General features: G+C 62.1%; 15 protein-coding genes. 8 read left to right on the top strand and 7 right to left on the bottom strand.

Features of this window, described 5'->3' with window-relative positions; translation table 11 throughout:
• Window position 1: 1 nt before the first annotated feature.
• Window positions 2-2,647 (bottom strand): aminopeptidase N, encoded by a 2,646-nt coding sequence (gene pepN / locus L2I41_RS18160; RefSeq protein WP_237154998.1) that lies wholly within the window; start codon window positions 2,645-2,647, stop codon window positions 2-4.
• A gap of 93 nt (window positions 2,648-2,740) precedes the next feature.
• On the opposite strand from pepN, the gene L2I41_RS18165 reads away from it, so the two are divergent.
• The 4 genes from L2I41_RS18165 (at window position 2,741) to preA (ending at window position 9,546) form a co-directional block, all read left to right on the top strand.
• Window positions 2,741-3,976, top strand: a complete 1,236-nt coding sequence (locus L2I41_RS18165; RefSeq protein WP_237154999.1) for a trypsin-like serine peptidase — start codon at window positions 2,741-2,743, stop codon at window positions 3,974-3,976.
• Between the two features lie 236 nt (window positions 3,977-4,212).
• Entirely contained in the window at window positions 4,213-6,432 is a 2,220-nt protein-coding gene (locus L2I41_RS18170) for an anthranilate synthase component I (RefSeq protein WP_237155000.1), read from the top strand.
• 453 nt (window positions 6,433-6,885) lie between these two features.
• Window positions 6,886-8,214, top strand: coding sequence for an NAD(P)-dependent oxidoreductase (locus tag L2I41_RS18175; protein ID WP_237155001.1), 1,329 nt, complete (start codon window positions 6,886-6,888; stop codon window positions 8,212-8,214).
• A gap of 18 nt (window positions 8,215-8,232) precedes the next feature.
• Window positions 8,233-9,546, top strand: a complete 1,314-nt coding sequence (gene preA, locus L2I41_RS18180) for an NAD-dependent dihydropyrimidine dehydrogenase subunit PreA (RefSeq protein WP_237155002.1) — start codon at window positions 8,233-8,235, stop codon at window positions 9,544-9,546.
• A gap of 117 nt (window positions 9,547-9,663) precedes the next feature.
• Here preA and L2I41_RS18185 read toward each other — a convergent pair whose 3' ends face one another.
• Together L2I41_RS18185 and L2I41_RS18190 are read right to left on the bottom strand one after the other, a co-directional pair.
• Entirely contained in the window at window positions 9,664-10,905 is a 1,242-nt protein-coding gene (locus tag L2I41_RS18185) for a metal-dependent hydrolase family protein (protein ID WP_237155003.1), read from the bottom strand.
• 44 nt (window positions 10,906-10,949) lie between these two features.
• Window positions 10,950-11,600: a TetR family transcriptional regulator C-terminal domain-containing protein gene (locus tag L2I41_RS18190; RefSeq protein WP_237155004.1), complete on the bottom strand. Its 651-nt coding sequence runs from the start codon at window positions 11,598-11,600 to the stop codon at window positions 10,950-10,952.
• A gap of 270 nt (window positions 11,601-11,870) precedes the next feature.
• On the opposite strand from L2I41_RS18190, the gene L2I41_RS18195 reads away from it, so the two are divergent.
• Complete coding sequence (locus tag L2I41_RS18195; RefSeq protein ID WP_237155005.1) at window positions 11,871-12,362, top strand: hypothetical protein; 492 nt, start codon at window positions 11,871-11,873, stop codon at window positions 12,360-12,362.
• 196 nt (window positions 12,363-12,558) lie between these two features.
• Here L2I41_RS18195 and L2I41_RS18200 read toward each other — a convergent pair whose 3' ends face one another.
• The 3 genes from L2I41_RS18200 to L2I41_RS18210 all read right to left on the bottom strand — a co-directional run bounded on the left by L2I41_RS18200 (window position 12,559) and on the right by L2I41_RS18210 (window position 14,171).
• Window positions 12,559-12,990, bottom strand: a complete 432-nt coding sequence (locus tag L2I41_RS18200; protein ID WP_237155006.1) for a GFA family protein — start codon at window positions 12,988-12,990, stop codon at window positions 12,559-12,561.
• Between the two features lie 136 nt (window positions 12,991-13,126).
• A complete protein-coding gene (locus L2I41_RS18205; RefSeq protein WP_237155007.1) occupies window positions 13,127-13,504 on the bottom strand; it encodes a VOC family protein in 378 nt (125 codons plus the stop codon).
• Window positions 13,505-13,622: 118 nt separating this feature from the next.
• Complete coding sequence (locus L2I41_RS18210; RefSeq protein ID WP_237155008.1) at window positions 13,623-14,171, bottom strand: helix-turn-helix domain-containing protein; 549 nt, start codon at window positions 14,169-14,171, stop codon at window positions 13,623-13,625.
• 260 nt (window positions 14,172-14,431) lie between these two features.
• Between L2I41_RS18210 and aptA the strand changes: the two genes are divergently transcribed.
• From aptA to L2I41_RS18225, 3 genes are all read left to right on the top strand, one after another.
• A complete protein-coding gene (aptA, locus tag L2I41_RS18215) occupies window positions 14,432-15,763 on the top strand; it encodes an omega-aminotransferase AptA (RefSeq protein WP_237155009.1) in 1,332 nt (443 codons plus the stop codon).
• Window positions 15,764-15,922: 159 nt separating this feature from the next.
• A complete protein-coding gene (locus tag L2I41_RS18220) occupies window positions 15,923-17,416 on the top strand; it encodes a CoA-acylating methylmalonate-semialdehyde dehydrogenase (protein WP_237155010.1) in 1,494 nt (497 codons plus the stop codon).
• A 731-nt stretch (window positions 17,417-18,147) separates the two neighbouring features.
• Complete coding sequence (locus tag L2I41_RS18225; protein ID WP_237155011.1) at window positions 18,148-18,438, top strand: hypothetical protein; 291 nt, start codon at window positions 18,148-18,150, stop codon at window positions 18,436-18,438.
• A 67-nt stretch (window positions 18,439-18,505) separates the two neighbouring features.
• On the opposite strand, the gene L2I41_RS18230 is transcribed toward L2I41_RS18225, so the two are convergent.
• On the bottom strand, window positions 18,506-19,156 hold the full coding sequence (locus L2I41_RS18230; protein WP_237155012.1) for a TetR family transcriptional regulator C-terminal domain-containing protein: 651 nt from the start codon (window positions 19,154-19,156) through the stop codon (window positions 18,506-18,508).
• Window positions 19,157-19,202: the final 46 nt, after the last annotated feature.

Raw genomic sequence — 19,202 nt, forward strand, 5'->3', positions numbered from 1 at the left:
ATCAGGCAAGGGTGCGTTCGAGGATGTCCGAGACGTCCCGCGAGAGCTTTTCCTTGGCCTGAAGAGCGCGCAGAGCCTTCTCCGCCTTGCTCCGCCGACCCTGTTCATACGAGCGCCAGGAGCGGAAGCTGACCAGCAGACGCGACGCCAGTTGCGGGTTGCTGTCGTCGATTCGCCCGATCGTCTGGGCCACATAGTCGAAGCCCTTGCCGTCGGCGCGAGCGAACTGGGTGGGATTGAGCGAGGCGAAGGAGCCGATCAACGATCGCACGCGGTTGGGGTTGCCGAAGGAGAAGGCCGGATCGGCAGTCAGCGCGATGACCTTGTCCAAGGTCTGAGCCTTGGCAACGGTGGCCTGCGTCGCCAGCCACTTGTCCACGACCAGCGGCACGGACGAGAAGCGCGCGTAGAAGGCCGCGAGTGCCTCGTCCGCCTGCGGTGCGCCACGATGCACCAGGATCGACAGCGCAGCGAGCCGGTCGGTCATGTTGGTTGCTGCCTGGAAACGGGCGTAGGTCAGGTCGAAGGCCGAGCTTTCGCCCGTCAGGGCGAGATAGTCCAGTGCGGCATTGGCAAGCGCCCGCTTGCCGGCGCTTGCTGCATCCGGGGAGAAACCGCTGCCGATGTCTCCGGTGCCATCCTGGACCAGACGGGCAAAACGCGGCGCCAGACGGCTGGCCACGAAGCGCCGGAACGCCATGAGCGCCGTGTGAATGGCGTCGGGATCGATATTCTCGCTGATCTCGCGCGCAATGTCGTTCTCGCCCGGGGGCGACATCAGCAGCGCCTTGAAGGCGGGATCGAGGGCGTCGCTGTCGAGCGCCGCACCGAGCGCCTCGGCGAAGGCGGTATCGAAGCTGAACGGTTGTCCCGAACGCGCCTGATGCGTCGCCTTGACGATGGCGGCCATGGACAGCGAGGTGGCAGCCTGCCAGCGGTTGAAGGGGTCGGCGTCATTTCCGATCAGGAACACCTGGTCGTCGGACGACAGCGCGTGCCGCACCTTGACCGGCGCCGAGAAGGCCCGGAACAGCGACGGCACCGGCCGCTCACTCAGGCCTTCAAAGACGATGGTCTGCTGAGCCTTGTCGAGAATGAACACGTCTGCGCTGGTCTCCGCGCCACTGATGCGGCTGGGGCGGAGATCGTTGCCGGTCGATCCCACAAGACCGAAACGCACCGGGATCACCTGCGGCAGCTTCGAAGGCTGGCCGGGCGTCGGCGGCGTCTCCTGGCTCAGCACCAGCTCATAGGTCTGGCTGGCTTCGTCATGGCGCTCGGCCACCGTCACCACCGGCGTGCCGGCCTGGAAATACCAGTTCATGAACTGGCTGAGATCCCGGGCCGACGTCTCGGCAAAGCAGGCAACGAACTCTTCGATCGTTGCAGCCTGGCCGTCATGGCGGTCGAAATAGAGCGTCATGCCGCGCGCAAAGGCGTCATCGCCGATCAGCGTCTTCAGCATGCGGATGACTTCCGCGCCTTTTTCGTAGACCGTCGCCGTGTAGAAGTTGTTGATTTCCTTGTATTGGTTTGGCCGCACCGGATGGGCGAGCGGGCCGCCGTCCTCGGGAAACTGATGGCTGCGCAGCACCTTGACGTCGGCGATGCGCTTGACCGGGCGCGAACGCTCGTCGGCAGAGAACTCCTGATCGCGGAAAACGGTCAGCCCTTCCTTGAGGCAGAGCTGGAACCAGTCGCGGCAGGTGATGCGGTTGCCCGTCCAGTTATGGAAATACTCGTGCGCAATGACCGATTCGACACCGGCATAATCGCCGTCGGTGGCGATATCCGCGTCGGCGAGCACATACTTGTCGTTGAAGATGTTGAGGCCCTTGTTCTCCATGGCGCCCATGTTGAAATCGGACACGGCGACCACATTGAACACGTCGAGATCATATTCGCGGCCGAAGACATCCTCGTCCCACTTCATCGAGCGCTTCAGCGAGTCCATGGCATAGAGCGCCTTGGAGCCATTGCCGTGCTCCACATAGACGGCGAGGTCCACATGGCGCCCGGACTTGGTGGTGAAGCTGTCCTTGACCGCCTCGAGGTCCCCGGCAACCAGCGCGAAGAGATAGCTCGGCTTCGGCCACGGATCATCCCAGACGGCGAAATGGCGACCGTTGCCACAGTCGCCGCTCTCGACCAGATTGCCGTTGGACAGCAGCACCGGCGCCTCCTTGGCGTCGGCTTCCATGCGAACACGATAAACCGACAGCACATCCGGGCGATCGAGGAAATAGGTGATGCGGCGGAAGCCTTCAGCTTCGCATTGCGTGCACCAGGCGCCGCTCGACCGGTAGAGGCCCATGAGTTTGGTGTTCGCGGCCGGATCCAGGCGGGTGACGATCGTCAGCGTGAAGGCGCCCTGCGGCGGCGACGAGATCGTGAGGCTGGTATCCTGAACCTGATAGCTGTTGGCCCCAAGGACTTCACCGTCAAGCGCCACCGAGACCAGCGTCAGTTCGTCGCCATCGAGGACCAGGGGCTTGCCGCCGATACCGTCACGCGGAGATACAGCGAGTTCCGCGCGCACCAGCGTTTCATCAGCCCGTAAATCGAAGTCGAGCGCGATCCTGTCGATCGCGTAGTCGGACGGGCGATAGTCGGAGAGACGGATGGGCGCGACGGTATCGTTGAGCACTTTTTCACCTGAACAGTAACTGGAAACACGAATTCGCCCCAAACCGATGAGACAGTTCTTCGCATCCACGAAAGTGGTTTTAGGGAGAAATCCATGAAAAGCAAAACATTCTTTGCTGGCATTTCCGTGATGGCCGGCCTCTGTGCGATTGTAACGCCGGCTGGCGCGGCGGCACCTGATGCCGCCGTTTCAAGACTTTCTGGGGCCAGTGGTACGACGCTGACCGACAAGGATATTCAGAACGCCAAGCCGATGTTCCGCGCCATTCCTGCGGACAAGAAGGCGGCGATGGTGAAGGCTGCCGGTTCGGCCGCCAGCATTCAGAGCGTGCCTCAGCAGAGCGGCGTGGTCGCTGGCAATGCCGGTTCGCCCGTTGTCGCTCCGGCAGTCACCGGCTCTGCGGCCACCGAGAAGGCTGCGGCCGGTACCGACGGTGGTACCATCCAGGCCTACGGCACGACCAAGCACCCTTTCACCACGATGGGCGCCTATTCCGGGACGAAGACCGCCAGTACTTCGTCTCCGACCAATCTCTATCCCTGGCGTGCCGCTGGCAAGCTCTACATGAAGTTCTCCGACGGAAACTCCTATGTTTGCTCGGCTGCCATGATCAAGCGCGGCCTGCTGGTGACGGCCGCTCACTGTGTCTGGAACTTCGGCACCAATGTCCAGGCAACCGCAGTCACTTTCGTTCCGGCCATGTTTGAGTCCTCAAAGCCGTATGGTCAATACACACTCGCCTACTCTGGTGGTCGTTCGGGTATATTTGTGCCAAAAGTTTACACAAGCGGGACCGACACTTGTGCCGACGACCAAGGTGTCTCCTGCGCCAACGACGTAGCCGTCATCGCCTTGAAGGCCGGATCTGACGGCAAGCACGCCGGCGACAAGACCGGTTGGTTCGGTTACGGCTACGGCAGCTACGGCTACTCGTCCTTCTTCGGCAAGCAGGTGGCTCAGCTTACCCAGCTCGGGTATCCGGTGACCTTCAGCAGTGGAAAGCGGATGATCCGTACCGATTCCACCGGTTACCAAGTGTCGCCAACCAGCGTGATCATAGGTTCGCGTCAGACGGGGGGCTCTTCGGGCGGTCCGTGGATTCTCAACTTCGGCGTGGATCCCAGCACGTCTGCGCCCACGCCTTCGGCCGGGACCGCAAACGTGGTGGTCGGCGTTACCAGTTGGGAGTATGTCGACAACAATGGCAACGTCACATCCGATCTTGAGCAGGGCGCCTCGCGCTTCAGCACCAACGCCGCCTTCCAGAGCACGCCGAACATCAAGGCGCTTGTGAATGCGGCTTGCAGCGCGTTCCCCAGCAACTGCTGATAAACCGCGTGATCGGTTCTGGACAACACCCGTTACATCGCCTAACGTGCGCGACATGAAACAGTTTGTCGTTCTGTCCGCATCGTGGTGGTGGCGCTCTCTCTGAGTGAGCGGCCGGCGAAGTGTGTCCAGACGAGGACAATTTGAACGAGGGCCGCTCCGGGAAACCGGAACGGCCCTTCGTGCATCTGCATCAGTGCTTTCCGGGTGGCCGAGCGGCAGGTGGAGAGCACAAGATGACGAGAGTTAAGAAGGTCGGACTGATGGCCCTTGAGGATTTTTCCTTCGTGACTGCCGGCGGTGTTGCCGTGACCCGATCGGCCCGCGCCGATTCCTACCGCGCGGCCCTGTCGGGCTATATCGACAAGCTGGACGAACGCCGCGGGGCCGTTCTTTCATCGAACTACGAGTATCCGGGCCGCTATTCGCGCTGGGACATGGCGTTCATCGATCCGCCGGTGGCGCTGACGGCACGTCGCAACCAAGTGACGATCGAGGCGCTCAACGAGCGGGGCAGGGTACTGCTGCCGGCCTTCTCGATCGCGGTGCAGGGGCCGGATCTCCTGTCCTTCGACCAGGCGGGTGACAGGATCGTGCTGACCGTCAAGCGCCCCGAAGAGCGCTTCGCCGAGGAAGAGCGCTCACGCCAGCCGTCGGTCTTCTCGGTCATCCGCCGCATCCTTGCCAAGTTCTCGACGCTGGACGACGACAAGATCGGCCTCTGGGGCGCCTTCGGCTATGATCTCGCCTTCCAGTTCGACAGCATCGACTTCAAGCTGCCGCGCCCGGACGACCAGCGCGATCTGGTGCTCTACTTCCCCGACGAAATCCTGATCGTCGATCACCATCGTGGTGCCGCCACCGTCTATGCCTATGACTTCGAGGTCGAGGGGCGCAGCACGGCCGGATTGCCGCGTGACGGATCGCGCACGCCCTTCCGCTATTCCGACAAGATTCCCGGTCGCGGCGATCACGAGCCCGGTGAGTATGCGGCCTCGGTTGCCAAGGCGGTCGAGTATTTCAAGCGCGGCGATCTGTTTGAAGTCGTGCCGGGCCAGACGTTCTACGAGCGTCCGACCTCGCCGCCGTCGGCCATCTCCCGCCGCTTGCAGCAGATCAACCCCTCGCCCTATGGCTTCTTCTTTAACCTCGGCGACAACGAGTATCTGGTGGGCGCCAGCCCCGAGATGTATGTGCGCGTTACCAACGGCAAGCGCGTCGAGACCTGCCCGATCTCCGGCACCATCCGCCGCGGCAAGAATGCCATCGAGGACGAGGCGCAGATCCGCATCCTGCTCAACTCCAAGAAGGACGAGGCCGAGCTGACCATGTGCTCGGACGTTGACCGCAACGACAAGAGCCGCATTTGCGAGCCTGGCTCGGTGAAGGTCATCGGCCGCCGCCAGATCGAGATGTATTCGCGCCTCATCCACACGGTCGACCATATCGAAGGCCGTCTGCGCGACGGCATGGACGGGCTCGATGCCTTCCTCAGCCATGCCTGGGCGGTGACCGTGACAGGCGCTCCGAAGCTCTGGGCCATGCAGTTCATCGAGGATCACGAAAAGAGCTGTCGCGCCTGGTATGGCGGCGCTGTCGGTGCCCTGTTCGCCAATGGCGACGTCAACACCGGCCTCACCCTGCGCACCGTCCGCCTCAAGGATGGCATCGCGCAGGTGCGCGCCGGAGCCACGCTGCTCTATGATTCCATCCCCATGGAGGAAGAGCGCGAGACCGAGCTGAAGGCCTCCGCCATGCTGGCCGCCATCCGCGAGGCCGGCAACGGCCCGGCCATCCAGGAAGCAGCTGTGAAGGAAACGGTGGGCGAGGGCGTCCGCGTGGTGCTCATCGACCACGAGGACAGCTTTGTTCACACACTCGCCAACTACTTCCGCCAGACCGGCGCGGATGTGCTGACGCTTCGCTCCTCCAAGGGCAAGGGTATCGATCCCGCCCTGATCGCGGCGGCAAAGCCCGACCTCGTGGTGATGTCCCCCGGCCCGGGCAACCCGTCGGACTTCCATTGCTCGCGTACCATCCGCGCTGTGCGCGACATGGGCTTGCCGGTCTTCGGCGTCTGCCTCGGCCTGCAGGCCATGGTGGAGACTTATGGCGGCGAGCTTGGTCAGCTCACGATCCCCGTGCATGGCAAGCCTTCGGAAGTGGCGGTGGCCCGCAATTCCATCCTGTTCAACGGGCTGCCGGACAGGGTGATCGTCGGGCGTTATCACTCCCTGCACGCACTGAAGGGCAAGTTGCCTGACGATTTTGCCATCACCGCCGAGACCGACGATGGTGTGATCATGGCCGTGGAGCACAAGACCGAGCCGCTGGCCGCGGTGCAGTTCCACCCCGAATCCATCATGTCGCTCAGCGACGATGCCGGACACAAGATCGTCGAGAATGCGATTCGCGGCCTTGTGGCCTCGCGCAAGACGGAAGGTCGAGTGGCCTGACGTCAGCGCTTCAGGACTTGGTGAGAGGAAATGACCCGCAAATGGCCCGGCCGTGTGCGGGTTTTTCTCTGCCGATTCCGGTTCAGGCTGGTCGCCGCCCGTCATGGGCCAAGGCGCGCCCCCGCCGCTCGGAACCACGCCGCTTGCCCTTGGGGCGGGGCAGTAACCATCGGCCGCTTAGTATTTTTGTCCTATTGATAAAAAATGTTGCGCCTCATTCCCGCATTTGCCCACTTTTTGCTCCTTGACCGTTTGAATTTTTTACCGAAAGATCAAGGAAACAAAGCGAGCGGTCGAAGCACCGCCGAGGGGACTTGAGAGGACTGCGGTAACAATCCCGATCCGATACCTGGCTTCGGCCATGTCGGATCCAGTCTCGACCTGGTGCGGCTTGTCCGATCCGGGCGAGGGTGTTCCGCATCTTCTCAGCAAGCAGAGACGGGAACCAAAGCCATGCCGGACATTTCTGCGGGCCGCCTGGAGACGGCGGAACTTACCAAGAATTTCGCGGACATCCATCCGCCGCTTGATCGGCACGAAGCCGTGGTCGAAAGCGATCGTTGCTATTTCTGCTACGATGCGCCGTGCACCATCGCCTGCCCGACCTCGATCGACATTCCGATGTTCATCCGCAAGATCGGTACCGGCAATGTGGACGGTGCAGCGGAGACCATCTTCTCGTCCAACATCCTCGGCGGCATGTGCGCCCGCGTCTGCCCCACCGAAGAGCTGTGCGAAGAGGCCTGCGTGCGCAACACGGCCGAGGAAAAGCCGGTTCGCATCGGGCTGTTGCAGCGCTTTGCCACGGACCACTATCTCGGTGGTCATGACCATTTCGGCACGCGCGCCGCTTCGACCGGCAAGACGGTCGCCGTAGTCGGGGCTGGTCCGGCCGGTCTCGCCTGTGCTCACGAACTGTCGCTCAAGGGCCATGATGTCGTGGTCTACGAGGCGCGCGCCAAGTCTGGCGGCCTCAACGAGCACGGTATTGCCACCTACAAGGCGACCGACAACTTCGCCCAGAAGGAAGTCGACTTCGTCCTTGGCGTTGGCGGCATCCGCATCGAGCATGGCAAGGCACTCGGCAAGGACGTCTCGCTGGCCGATCTCAAGGCCAGGCATGGCGCCGTCTTCCTCGGCCTCGGCCTGCAGGCGGTCAATGCCCTGGGCCTCGAAGGCGAGGACCTTGCGGGGGTGACCGACGCGGTCCGCTGGATCGAGGATCTGCGCCAGGCTGCAGACAAGGCATCCGTGCCGGTCGGCCGCCGCGTGGTCGTCATCGGCGGCGGCATGACCGCTGTCGACGCCGCGGTTCAGGCTCGCAAGCTTGGCGCCGAAGAGGTGACGATGCTCTATCGCCGCGGCCCGGAGCAGATGAATGCCTCCGAGTTCGAACGCGAACTGGCGCAGATCAACGGTGTGAAGCTCGTCTACTGGGCGGCTCCCACCCGCCTGATCGCCGAGGGCAACGGCATTGCCGGTATCGAATATGAGACGACCCGCCTCGACGACAGCGGCAAGCTGGTCGGCACCGGCCGCAAGGCGACGCTCGCCTGCGACCAGGTGATGAAGGCCATCGGCCAGGTCTTCGTCGCCGAACCGCTCGCCGACACCGTCGCGCTCGAAAAGGGACGCATCAAGGTTGACGGCGAGCAGCGCACCTCGGCTGCTGGCGTCTGGGCCGGTGGCGACTGCGTGCTCGGCGGCGAGGATCTCACCGTTCAAGCCGTCGACCACGGCAAGCGCGCCGCCCAATCCATTCACGCCTCCCTGATGGCCTGATCGACGAGGAGTTTCATCATGGCTGACCTTCGCAGCAATTTCCTCGGCATCAAGTCGCCGAACCCCTTCTGGCTGGCCTCCGCGCCGCCCACTGACAAGCAGTATAACGTCGAGCGCGCCTTCAAGGCGGGCTGGGGCGGCGTGGTCTGGAAGACCCTTGGCGAAGACCCGGAAGTGGTCAACGTCTCCGGTCCGCGCTATGGCGCCACCCATGGCGGCGACCGCCGTCTGGCCGGCCTCAACAACATCGAACTGATTACCGATCGCCCGCTGGAAGTGAACCTGCGCGAGATCGCCGAGGTGAAGAAGAACTTCCCCGATCGCGCTCTGGTCGTCTCCCTGATGGTACCGTGCGAGGAGAAAAACTGGACCTCCATCGTCAAGCGCGTCGAAGCAACCGGCGCCGACGGCATCGAGCTCAACTTTGGCTGCCCGCATGGCATGAGCGAGCGCGGCATGGGCTCGGCGGTCGGTCAGGTGCCGGAATACATCGAGATGGTGACGCGCTGGTGCAAGGCGGCGAGCCGCATGCCGGTCATCGTCAAGCTGACGCCCAACATCACCGACATCCGCTATCCCGCCCGTGCCGCCCACAAGGGTGGGGCAGATGCCGTGTCGCTGATCAACACCGTCAGCTCCATCGTCTCGGTCGATCTTGACAATTTCGCCCCCGTGCCGACCATCGATGGCAAGGGCAGTCATGGCGGCTATTGCGGCCCGGCGGTGAAGCCCATCGCGCTCAACATGGTGGCCGAGATCGCCCGTGATCTGGAGACCGCTGGCCTGCCCATCTCCGGCATCGGCGGCATCGGCACCTGGCGCGACGCGGCCGAGTTCATCGCGCTCGGTTGCGGTACCGTTCAGGTCTGCACCGCCGTGATGACCTACGGCTTCAAGATCGTCGAAGAGATGATCGACGGCCTCAGCCACTACATGGACACCAAGGGCTTCCGCACCATCGACGACTTCCGTGGCATGGCCGTGCCGAATGTCACCGATTGGCGCTACCTGAACCTCAACTATGTGGCCAAGGCCAAGATCGACCAGGACCTGTGCATCAAGTGCGGTCGCTGCCACATCGCCTGCGAGGACACCTCGCATCAGGCGATCACCCACCTGGTCAATGGCGTGCGCCACTTCGAGGTGAAGGACGAGGAGTGCGTCGGCTGCAATCTCTGCGTCAACGTCTGCCCGGTGGACGGCTGCATCACCATGGAGCCGATGAAGCCCGGCACGATAGATCCGCGCACCGGCCGCGCGGTGTCCGACAAGTATGCCAACTGGACAACGCACCCCAACAACCCCACCGCCGTTGGCGTCGCGGCCGAATGAGGCGATGCTGGGGGCTCTGAAATTTGGTCGGCCGGGGTGCTCTCGCCCCGGCCGCTTTCCTTTGAAGGGATGCGCTTCAATGCCGCGCGTTTCGGGCGCCAGCGGATTCGTTGAGGACTAGAACGAAACCCTTCCAAGGGCGGTGCCTGTGCTGGGTTCCAGATTTGCCGACAGACCGAGGCGATCAAGGGCCGGGCGTCCATCCTTGAGGATCAGCCGGTGATGCTGCCGTGACGCCACCCGGCCGATGTCGGTCACTGGATCGCCGGCCACCACCAGAAGATCGGCCGCATGGCTGTCGCGCAGCCGGCCACGCCCTTCCAGCCGCAAGAGATCGGCCGCTGTCGCCGTTCCGGCTTTCAGCGCATCGATCGGTCGCATGCCGGCGTCCACCATATGCTGCAGCTCCATGGCGGAGTTGCCGTGCGGATTGAACGGCGTGCCGGTGTCGGCTCCCATCGCGATCCGCCCTCCGGCGTCATAATAGGCCTTGAACGACTTGCGGTGCCGCTCGTTCGCCCAATGGGCCTTGTCCATTGCCCATTGCGGCACGCCACCCTCATTGGCGCCGATCAGACAGTGCAGCGGCATCAGTGTCGGTACCAGCACCACATTGCGCGCCAGCATCTCGCCGATGCATTCGTCGTCCAGCACCACGCCGTGTTCGATCGAGTTGATTCCCGCGCGGACCGCGTTGAGGACACCCTGCGGCGTCATCGCATGCGACGCGGTCGGCTTGTCGAAGCGTTGGGCCTCCGCCACACCTGCCGTCATCTCCTCGCAGGTGAACTGGGCATGTTCGAGCCGGACGCCGGGGGTCAGCACCCCGCCCGTAGCCATCAGCTTGATGCAATCGCAGCCGGCGTGGATCTGCTCGCGTACGGCCTTGACCACGTCCTGAGGCCCATCCGCCTGGCGACCGATGAAGAAGTTGGTGCCGCCGGTCATGCAGATGAACTTGCCGGCGGCGCGAATGGTTGGTCCGAAGATGCGGCCGGAGTTGCAGGCATCGCGCACCGTGAACTCCACGTGATCGACGCCACCGAGGTCGCGCAGCGAGGTTATGCCGGCGCTGAGACTGGTCACCGCATTTTCGATGCAGCGCAAGGTGAGTTCCGCGTGGCTCAGCCGCTGCAACTGTTCCGACGGATTGAGCTCACCTCCAAGCGTCAGATGCGCATGGCAATCGATGAGGCCAGGCAGAATGGTGTGCCCCGTCAGGTCCGCACGCGGACCGGAATAGCCCTCGAAAGCGGCAAGGGGCGCGATTTTTGCGATCTTCCGGCCATCCAGTAGCAGGGCGTGGCCCGGCGGCAGCAGTCCCTCTCCGTCAAAGATTGATCCGTGCATCAACAGCATTTGGCGCTCCTGTCCTGTCAGGGATGGTCGAAGGCGCGCCGACCTCATCGGCCTGGCAGAATGCCGCGCATCAGCACATTGACCACCGTATCGCTGGCAGCCCGGAAGGTGGCGGGATTGTTCATGCCCTTGCCGAGCACGGCACGCACCTGGGTATCAAAATCGGCGTAATGCTGGGTGGTGGCCCAGATCATGAAAATGAGGTGCACGGGATCGACGGGGATCAATTTGCCATCCGCAATCCAGCGCCGGATGACTGCTGCCTTCTCGGTCACGATGTCCTTGAGCTCGGTCTTCAGCACCTTGTCGAGATGCGGCGCCCCTTGCAGGATCTCGCCGATGAACAGCCGGCTTTCCTGCGGCTTGTCGCGCGACTGTTCGAGCTTCTGGCGGATGTAGCCGACCAGCTCGGTTTCCGGATCGCCATCCTCGGACATGTCACCGAGCGGGGCGAGCCACATGTCGAGCGTTCGCGTCAGCACTGCCGTATAAATGTCCTGCTTGCGGCGGAAGTAATAGAGCAGGTTGGGCTTTGACATCCCCACCTTCTCGGCGATCTGGTCCACGGTTGCGCCGCGGAAGCCGAAGCGCGAAAACACCTCCAGCGCCGCGTCGAGAATCTTTTCCTCGTTCTCGGCCTGAATGCGCGTCCGCTTCCGTGACCCCCGCGCCCGCGCAACCTCGATCGCGTCCATGACCGCTCCGGACTGATAGCTCTGTTCGTCCTTGAATTTCGGCGTCCTTGACCAAAAGGGCAAGAAAAATCATTCCGCGAGGGCTGATTTGCACACAGGATCCGAAAAAAAGATGCAATTCTCGCAAGGGCCTAAGTTGGGGGCGTTTTAGTCAGCCCGTCACGACGAGAGCCCTTGCAAGCGCTGACCACCAGCAGCACCATCCTCGCTTCGAGGACGGACCGTAAACTGGTGACGGTCTCTTCGAGACATCCGACTGGGAGGCGGACCTTGAGATACTGCCGCATCGCTACTGCTGTCGTCGCTGTCCTGGCCAGCTTTCAGATCGGGGCATCCCATGCCGCCGAAGAGCCGCTCTCGCTGGAATATAGCGTCGGTGGCTTCACGATGCGCGAACATGCCTTCTACTATGGCAAAGCCTCGCGCGCTCCGGGGCTTTTGCTTGAGGTCGATTTTGAGGCGACTGACGGGGCGTCGGGCAAGCCGCCCAACGCCCGACATTTCACCGTGAGCCAAACCAGCTGGCACAGCTTCCGCAAGCTTCTTGATGACATGAAGGCCTGGACGTGGAACGCCAACTGCACAAGTGCCAATGAAGACGATGTGGCGTGGAAATTCACGGTCATCTATCCGGACCGGTCGATTGACATCAGAGGCTATGGAGCCTTCCCCCGCGCCGGCGGCGGATGCAATCTAGACTGGGTAAAGTCCGGCGAGAGGCGCCGCTTGGAGGCCATGCTGCGCAAGATCGCCGACCAATGACGCTCCTGGCCCCAAGGCAAATAGCATCTTCGGTCGCCCGTTGACTGACGCGGCGCCTCTGAAGAGCACCATCGCTTCGGAACCCAAACTCGCGACGCGAGCGCTTCACCACACTCAAGGGCGATTGGGTCTTGCCTCCTCAAGCAGGTGAGGTTGGAGCGCCACGCCACTTGCATCTGCGCTCGGCAGCGCTCCGTCACTCGATCGTCTGGGCCGGCTCAAACTTCAGAATGCCGGCGACACGAGGCGCAAAGCCGTCGGACGGATGGCCCACCCCGTCCATGACGATGACCTCCGAGAAATCGAACGGGCTGACACCCTCGAGGCATGCGGCATTGATGCCGAACTCATTCGGTCTGGAGCGGCGTTGATGATGGGTGTAGATGCCGCAGGTCTTGCAGAAATAGTGCTTCGCCGTGCCGGTGTTGAACTGATAAAGCGCGAGATTGTCTTCCCCGGTAACAAACTCGACGCCGCCCATTTCTGCGGTTACCGCGACAGCGCCTCGCATTCTGCAGAAGGAGCAGGTGCAGCGACGGGCGGTGTTAAGTCCGTCGCTGAGCCGTACCCTGAACCGCACGGTGCCGCAATGGCAAGCGGCACTGTGGGACTGTTGCTCTCCACTCATTGAAATGGCTCCCGGTGTCCTGCTGGCTAGACGTCACACCGACACTGATCGACAGCCGGAAGGCCGTCAACCTCGCAGAAGCCACTTGAATGGCTCTGCTATCCGAGACAGATACCGCGTTCCGATATGAAACCGGTCACATCGGCTCGGGTTGCAGGAAGCCTATCACCGAGTCCGCCGCATCCTTGACGATGGCAACGTCTCCGGTTCCCGGCACCTTGAAGGGCGCGCGCAGCACCAAGCCGCCTGCAGCCGTTGTTCTCTCAAGGGCCTGTGCAATATCATCGACGGCGATGTAGGCGAACCAGTCACGCGTGCCTGGCGCATCCGCTGGCCAAGGGAACAGGCCGGCCACGGGGGCTTCCTTGCCGGGTGCAAAGGCCAGCGTATAGGCGCCATCCGGCATCGGCACGCTCTTGTAGCTCCACCCTAGCGTTGCCGCGTAGAAGGCCTTCGCCTTCTCGATCTCGGGCGTCATCAACTCGTTCCAAACAAAAGTCCCGTGGCTGGTCATGACCTGTCCTCCACTCAACCTCATTCTGGAACAAAGATAGAACGATTTTGAGGGGGCAGCAACTGGAATCTCTCGTCAGGCCTGAGTTTTGCCGGCTCCACACCATTGGGCAGGGCTGTCAGAAACTTGGTGGCGTACAGACCGAGATGACCTCGCAGACCCCATTGCCAACATTGCGGAAGCGGTGCGGCTCCATGCTCTTGAAGTAATAGGCTTCACCGGGGCCGAGCACGGACTTGCGGTCGCCGACGGTCACTTCAAGCAGGCCGCGCAGAATGATGCCGCCTTCCTCGCCTTCATGGCGGATGCGGATGCGGCCGGAGTCGGAGCCTTCGTCATATCGTTCGGCCAGGATCTGCAGGGCCTTGCCGGTCAGATCCTTGCCGACCTGCCGATAGGAGACGCCGCCACGCCCGATCTCCACCATGTCGGATACCTTGAAGAAGACCTGCTCCGGCTCGGGAGAATCCGACGCGAAGAAATCCGACAGCGGCAAGGGCAGGGCGTCGAGAATGCGTTTGAGCGCGCCGACGGATGGGCTGATGGTATTGCTTTCGATCTGGCTGATCGTGGCATTGGAGATGCCGGCGCGGCGGGCCAGTTCGCGTTGGGAAAAGCCTTTGGCTTCGCGAAAGCGGCGGAGTTTGCCGCCAAGATCGAGGGACATGGGAACTCCGTAGAAGACTCTATGCGGGCCGGCTGTTGATACGGATGGCGCGACCCGGCGCAGCGCTGGGCCGTGACCTGTTTAATTGTTCAGGATCTCAAACAGAAAGTCACCAAAATCCCTGAATTGCAAGGAATGTCGCGGGTCAAAGATAACTTCTTGTTCAACAAAGTCTCATGCCCTAATCCTAGCCTACGATCCGCAAATCACCGTATCTGCGCCACCGCTTCGTGACGCCGCGGAATCCCTGGAGAGAGCCGATGAACAGCCCGACGCGCGTGCCCGTTCCCAACAATCTTGAAGCCTTCTGGATGCCGTTCACGTCCAACCGTCAGTTCAAGAAGGAGCCGCGCCTGTTCGCTTCGGCCTCCGGCATGTATTACACCACGACGGACGGTCGCAAGGTGCTCGACGGCACCGCTGGCTTGTGGTGCTGCAATGCCGGCCACGCGCGCCCGCGCATCGTCGAGGCCGTGCAGAAGCAGATCGCCGAACTCGATTACGCGCCTGCCTTCCAGATGGGCCACCCCAAGGCTTTCGAGCTGGCCAATCGCCTCGTCGAGCTGATGCCCAAGCCGCTCGACCATGTGTTCTTCACCAACTCCGGTTCGGAGTCGGTGGAAACCGCCCTCAAGATCGCCATCGCTTATCAGCGCGCTCGCGGCAAGGGCACCAAGACACGCCTGATCGGCCGCGAGCGCGGCTATCACGGCGTGAACTTCGGCGGCATCTCGGTCGGCGGCATCGGCAACAATCGCAAGTTCTTCGGTTCCCTGCTGACCGGCGTCGATCACATCCGCCACACCCATGACATCGAGCGCAACGCCTTCACCCGCGGCGAGCCCGAGTTCGGCGTGGAGTTTGCCGAAGACCTCGAGAAGGTCATCGCCCTGCACGACGCTTCCAACATTGCCGCCCTGATCATCGAGCCGGTGGCAGGCTCCACCGGCGTTCTGATCCCGCCGAAGGGCTATCTGAAGCGCATCCGCGAGATCTGCACCAAGCACGACATCCTGCTGATCTTCGACGAAGTCATCACCGGTTTCGGCCGCCTCGGCACCAACTTCGCCGTCGATTATTTCGACGTGATCCCGGACATCGTCACCACCGCCAAGGGCATCTCCAACGGTGTGATCCCCATGGGCGGCGTGTTCTGCTCCTCCGACATCTACGAAGCCTTCATGACCGGCCCCGAGCATGCCATCGAGCTGTTCCACGGCTACACCTACTCGGCCCATCCGGTGGCTTGCGCCGCTGCGCTCGGCACTCTGGACACCTATGCCGAAGAAGGTCTGCTCACCCGCGGCGCTGAACTGGCGTCCTATTGGGAGACGGCACTGCACACGCTCAAGGGCATGCCCAATGTCATCGACGTGCGCAACATCGGCCTCGTCGGTGCCATCGAACTGGCGCCGATCCCGGGCGAGCCCACCAAGCGTGCCTTCCAGGCCTTCCTCGATTGCTACGAGAAGGGCGTGCTGATCCGCACCACCGGCGACATCATCGCGCTGTCGCCGCCGCTGATCGTCACCAAGGAGCAGATCGACGAGATCGTCTCCACGATCGCTCTGGTGCTTGCCAAGTCCAAGTAACTTTCATCGATCATAGCGTCCCATTTTCTGGCAGAGGGCTGGGAAATGGGACGCTTGTTTCCAGTGTCATTGTCTGCAGGGCGCAGGCACCTCGCAGACACATGCTGGCCCATTGTCTTGCAGTGGGCATCAAGACATCAAACGGACGGACCCCTTTTCATGCGCCAGATCCTCAACGCCATCGGCGGCCAGTTGGTCGCCTCCACCTCGGGCCGGTCGCAACCGGTCTTCAACCCCGCCACTGGCGAAGCTGTTGCCAACGTGCCGCTGTCGTCGGTCGACGAGATCAATGCGGCGGTGGCCGCTGCCAAGGCGGCGCAAGTCGGCTGGGCCAAGATCACGCCGCTGAAGCGCGCCCGCTACATGTTCCGCTTCAAGGACCTTCTCGAGCAGAATGCCGATGCCCTGGCGTCGGCCATTTCGCTCGAGCACGGCAAGACCCACGCGGACGCGCTTGGTGAAGTGCAGCGCGGCATCGAAGTTGTCGAGTTCGCCTGCGGCATTCCGCATCTTCTGAAGGGCGAGTTCTCCAAGGACGTGGGCCCGTCGATCGACAGCTGGTCGGAGCGCGCCCCTCTCGGCGTTTGCGTCGGCATCACGCCGTTCAACTTCCCGGCCATGGTGCCGATGTGGATGTATCCGGTGGCGATTGCCTGCGGCAACACCTTCGTGCTGAAGCCGTCCGAGCGCGACCCCGGCGCGGTGATGCTGGCCTACGACCTGTTCGAGAAGGCTGGCTTCCCCAAGGGCGTGCTGAACGTCATCCATGGCGACAAGCTTGCCGTCGACACGCTGCTCAATCATCCCGATGTCAAGGCCGTGAGCTTCGTCGGTTCGACGCCGATCGCACAGTATGTCTATGCCACCGGCACGGCGGCCGGCAAGCGCGTGCAGGCGCTGGGCGGTGCCAAGAACCACATGATCATCATGCCCGACGCCGACATGGACAAGGCCGTCGACGCCCTGATGGGCGCGGGCTACGGCTCGGCCGGGGAACGCTGCATGGCCATCTCGCTCGCCGTTCCGGTTGGCGAGGATACCGCCAATCGTCTTGTGGCCGCGCTCAAGCCCAAGGTGGAAGCTCTCAAGATCGGCCCGGCCACCGACAAGGACGCCGAGATGGGGCCGGTGGTCACCAAGCAGCACTATGAGAAGGTCAAGGGCTACATCGATCAGGGCGTCAAGGAGGGCGCGACGCTGGTGGTCGATGGGCGCGATTTCAAGCTCCAGGGCTATGAGAACGGCTATTTCCTCGGCGGCACGCTGTTCGACAACGTCACCACCGACATGGTCATCTACAAGGAAGAGATCTTCGGGCCAGTGCTCGGCGTCGTCCGCGCCCCGACCTACCAGTATGCCGTCGACATCATCAATGCCCACGAGTTCGGCAACGGCACCGCCATCTTCACCCGCGACGGTGACGCGGCGCGCGACTTTGCCGATCGCATCGAGGTCGGCATGGTCGGCATCAACGTGCCGCTGCCGGTGCCGGTGGCCTATCACAGCTTCGGCGGCTGGAAGCGCTCGCTGTTCGGCGATCACTCCATCTACGGACCTGAAGGCATCCGCTTCTATACGCGCCTCAAGACGGTGACCCAGCGTTGGCCGGATGGCATCAAGTCCGGCGCGCAGTTCACCTTCCCGACGCTTTGATCGATCAGGGCAGGCCCGGACGCCACAGGCGTCCGGGCCTGACTTTTTTGGCCTTGAAGGCCACCGGTCACGCCATATGAACTTGCCGTGGTCGAAGCATTTTTATGCCCATTTGTGACACGCTACCGAAAAATGCGTCTCGCCTTGTCCTGGCCGGCAGCATTTCATGTTGACCGATCCGCGATGCTTGAGCTCTCGGCTGCGAATCAGCCGGACGAATGGCTGTCGTTTGCTTGGAAAGTGACAATTTTCTTTCCTGTTGGTGAAGTTGATACCGCTTTTTGGGCTCACTGCCCCTCTGGTACAGGGGGGGGCGGCTTGTAAGTGTTCATTCTTATGCACCTAATTTAGTCAGCTTGGCCTCGGCGGATTCAAAATTCCAGGCCGTGCGCTTCCAGGCATTGCGCGCAAGGAGGCCTTGAGCCGGCGGCGCGAGAAGGTGCAGTGATTTGATAAATAAGGGGAAATAGAATTTCTCTTTACGAAGTGCAAATTATTGCATTTCACTCCTGCCCGAAATTTCGCCGTGTTTGGCTAGGCCTAACGTTTATGCGCCGGTCTATTGACCCCCACTCTAGGAATAGTACCTAATCACCGGAAAACAAGAAACTGCCGCTCAGGGTTAATGCCGACTTGTTTCCTTTTTCGGGAAGGTTTGCATTGCTGGTGTGGATTGGTTCTGCAAAGCCCTTGTGAGGCCAAGGGCGGTCATGCCTGGTGGGAGATGTGGCATGTTATGGTTCATGAGCATTGCGGCAGCCCTGGGGCTTTGCTCCGGAATGTCCACCCAAGCCGCACTGAGGGCGGCAGCGGCTCTTATTTGCCTCGCGCTTGCACTTGCGGCCATGTTGCAGGATAGCTCGCCGGAGCTTTTCGGCTCGCTGTTCTTCCTGATGCGGGGGCTGCTGGTGTTCAACGTGACCTTCGCGATCGCAGCCTTGCTGCACGCCATGGGGATCAACCCGAGCCGCCCGGCCTTCTGGCAGGCCCTCATTCATCCTTCGCGGCACACTCCCATTTGATTTCCATAGGGGCCGTGCGCATCGATAGGCATGGCCTTGTGATGCGCATGGCAACGATCAGTACGGCTTATCCGCTCTGATTGATGCCGATGCCGCGCAAGATGATCCCGATCAGCGTGTCCTGGGCGTCGCAAAACTGTGCGTCATCCAGCGGCTCGCCGCCATTCAGTGTGGCAATCTGGTGTCCGAAGTCCGCATAATGCTGCGTGGCTGCCCAGATGAGATACAACAGATAACGCCCGTTGATCGCCCGGACACGCCCTTCGGCGATCCACCTGTCGATGATGTCGATGCGGCTCTGCGTCCATTCCCGGAGCGTTGTCTCAAGATAGTCCTGCATCACGGGACCACCCATCATGATTTCGCTGGCCCAGATCTTGGAGCCATTGGGATAGTCCCGCGAAATCTCCATCTTCTTGGCGACATAGCGCGAAATGGCTTGGGCGGGGTCATCGCAGTCGTCAAAGCTGCGTGCCGCTTCCAGCCAGATCCGGAAGATGCGGTCCACCACTCGCCGATAGAGGCTTTCCTTGGTCGGGAAGTAATAGTGCAGGTTCGCCTTGGGCAGCCCCGCCCGCTCTGCAATCAGCGCCGTGGTCGCCCCTTTGAAGCCAAACTCGGCGAATACGCTTTCCGCCGCTGTCAGGATGGCTCGCTCGCTTTCCAGGCGAGCGTCACTCTTGCGACTATTGTTTTCAGCTGCGGCATTTTGATGCAAAGTCTGGTCTCTTTCGCACAAAAATTACACTTGACCAGATGGTCAA

The sequence above is a fragment of the Oryzibacter oryziterrae genome, assembly GCF_021864535.1.
GTDB classification, from domain to species: domain Bacteria; phylum Pseudomonadota; class Alphaproteobacteria; order Rhizobiales; family Pleomorphomonadaceae; genus Pleomorphomonas; species Pleomorphomonas oryziterrae.

Coding starts and splice junctions, on each gene's coding strand:
- L2I41_RS18225 (WP_237155011.1), top strand. CDS start 18,148: ATGTTATGGTTCATGAGCATTGCGGCAGCCCTGGGGCTTTGCTCCGGA.
- L2I41_RS18175 (WP_237155001.1), top strand. CDS start 6,886: ATGCCGGACATTTCTGCGGGCCGCCTGGAGACGGCGGAACTTACCAAG.
- preA (WP_237155002.1), top strand. CDS start 8,233: ATGGCTGACCTTCGCAGCAATTTCCTCGGCATCAAGTCGCCGAACCCC.
- L2I41_RS18205 (WP_237155007.1), bottom strand. CDS start 13,504: ATGACCAGCCACGGGACTTTTGTTTGGAACGAGTTGATGACGCCCGAG.
- L2I41_RS18220 (WP_237155010.1), top strand. CDS start 15,923: ATGCGCCAGATCCTCAACGCCATCGGCGGCCAGTTGGTCGCCTCCACC.
- L2I41_RS18200 (WP_237155006.1), bottom strand. CDS start 12,990: ATGAGTGGAGAGCAACAGTCCCACAGTGCCGCTTGCCATTGCGGCACC.
- L2I41_RS18165 (WP_237154999.1), top strand. CDS start 2,741: ATGAAAAGCAAAACATTCTTTGCTGGCATTTCCGTGATGGCCGGCCTC.
- L2I41_RS18210 (WP_237155008.1), bottom strand. CDS start 14,171: ATGTCCCTCGATCTTGGCGGCAAACTCCGCCGCTTTCGCGAAGCCAAA.
- L2I41_RS18170 (WP_237155000.1), top strand. CDS start 4,213: ATGACGAGAGTTAAGAAGGTCGGACTGATGGCCCTTGAGGATTTTTCC.
- aptA (WP_237155009.1), top strand. CDS start 14,432: ATGAACAGCCCGACGCGCGTGCCCGTTCCCAACAATCTTGAAGCCTTC.
- L2I41_RS18190 (WP_237155004.1), bottom strand. CDS start 11,600: ATGGACGCGATCGAGGTTGCGCGGGCGCGGGGGTCACGGAAGCGGACG.
- L2I41_RS18185 (WP_237155003.1), bottom strand. CDS start 10,905: ATGCTGTTGATGCACGGATCAATCTTTGACGGAGAGGGACTGCTGCCG.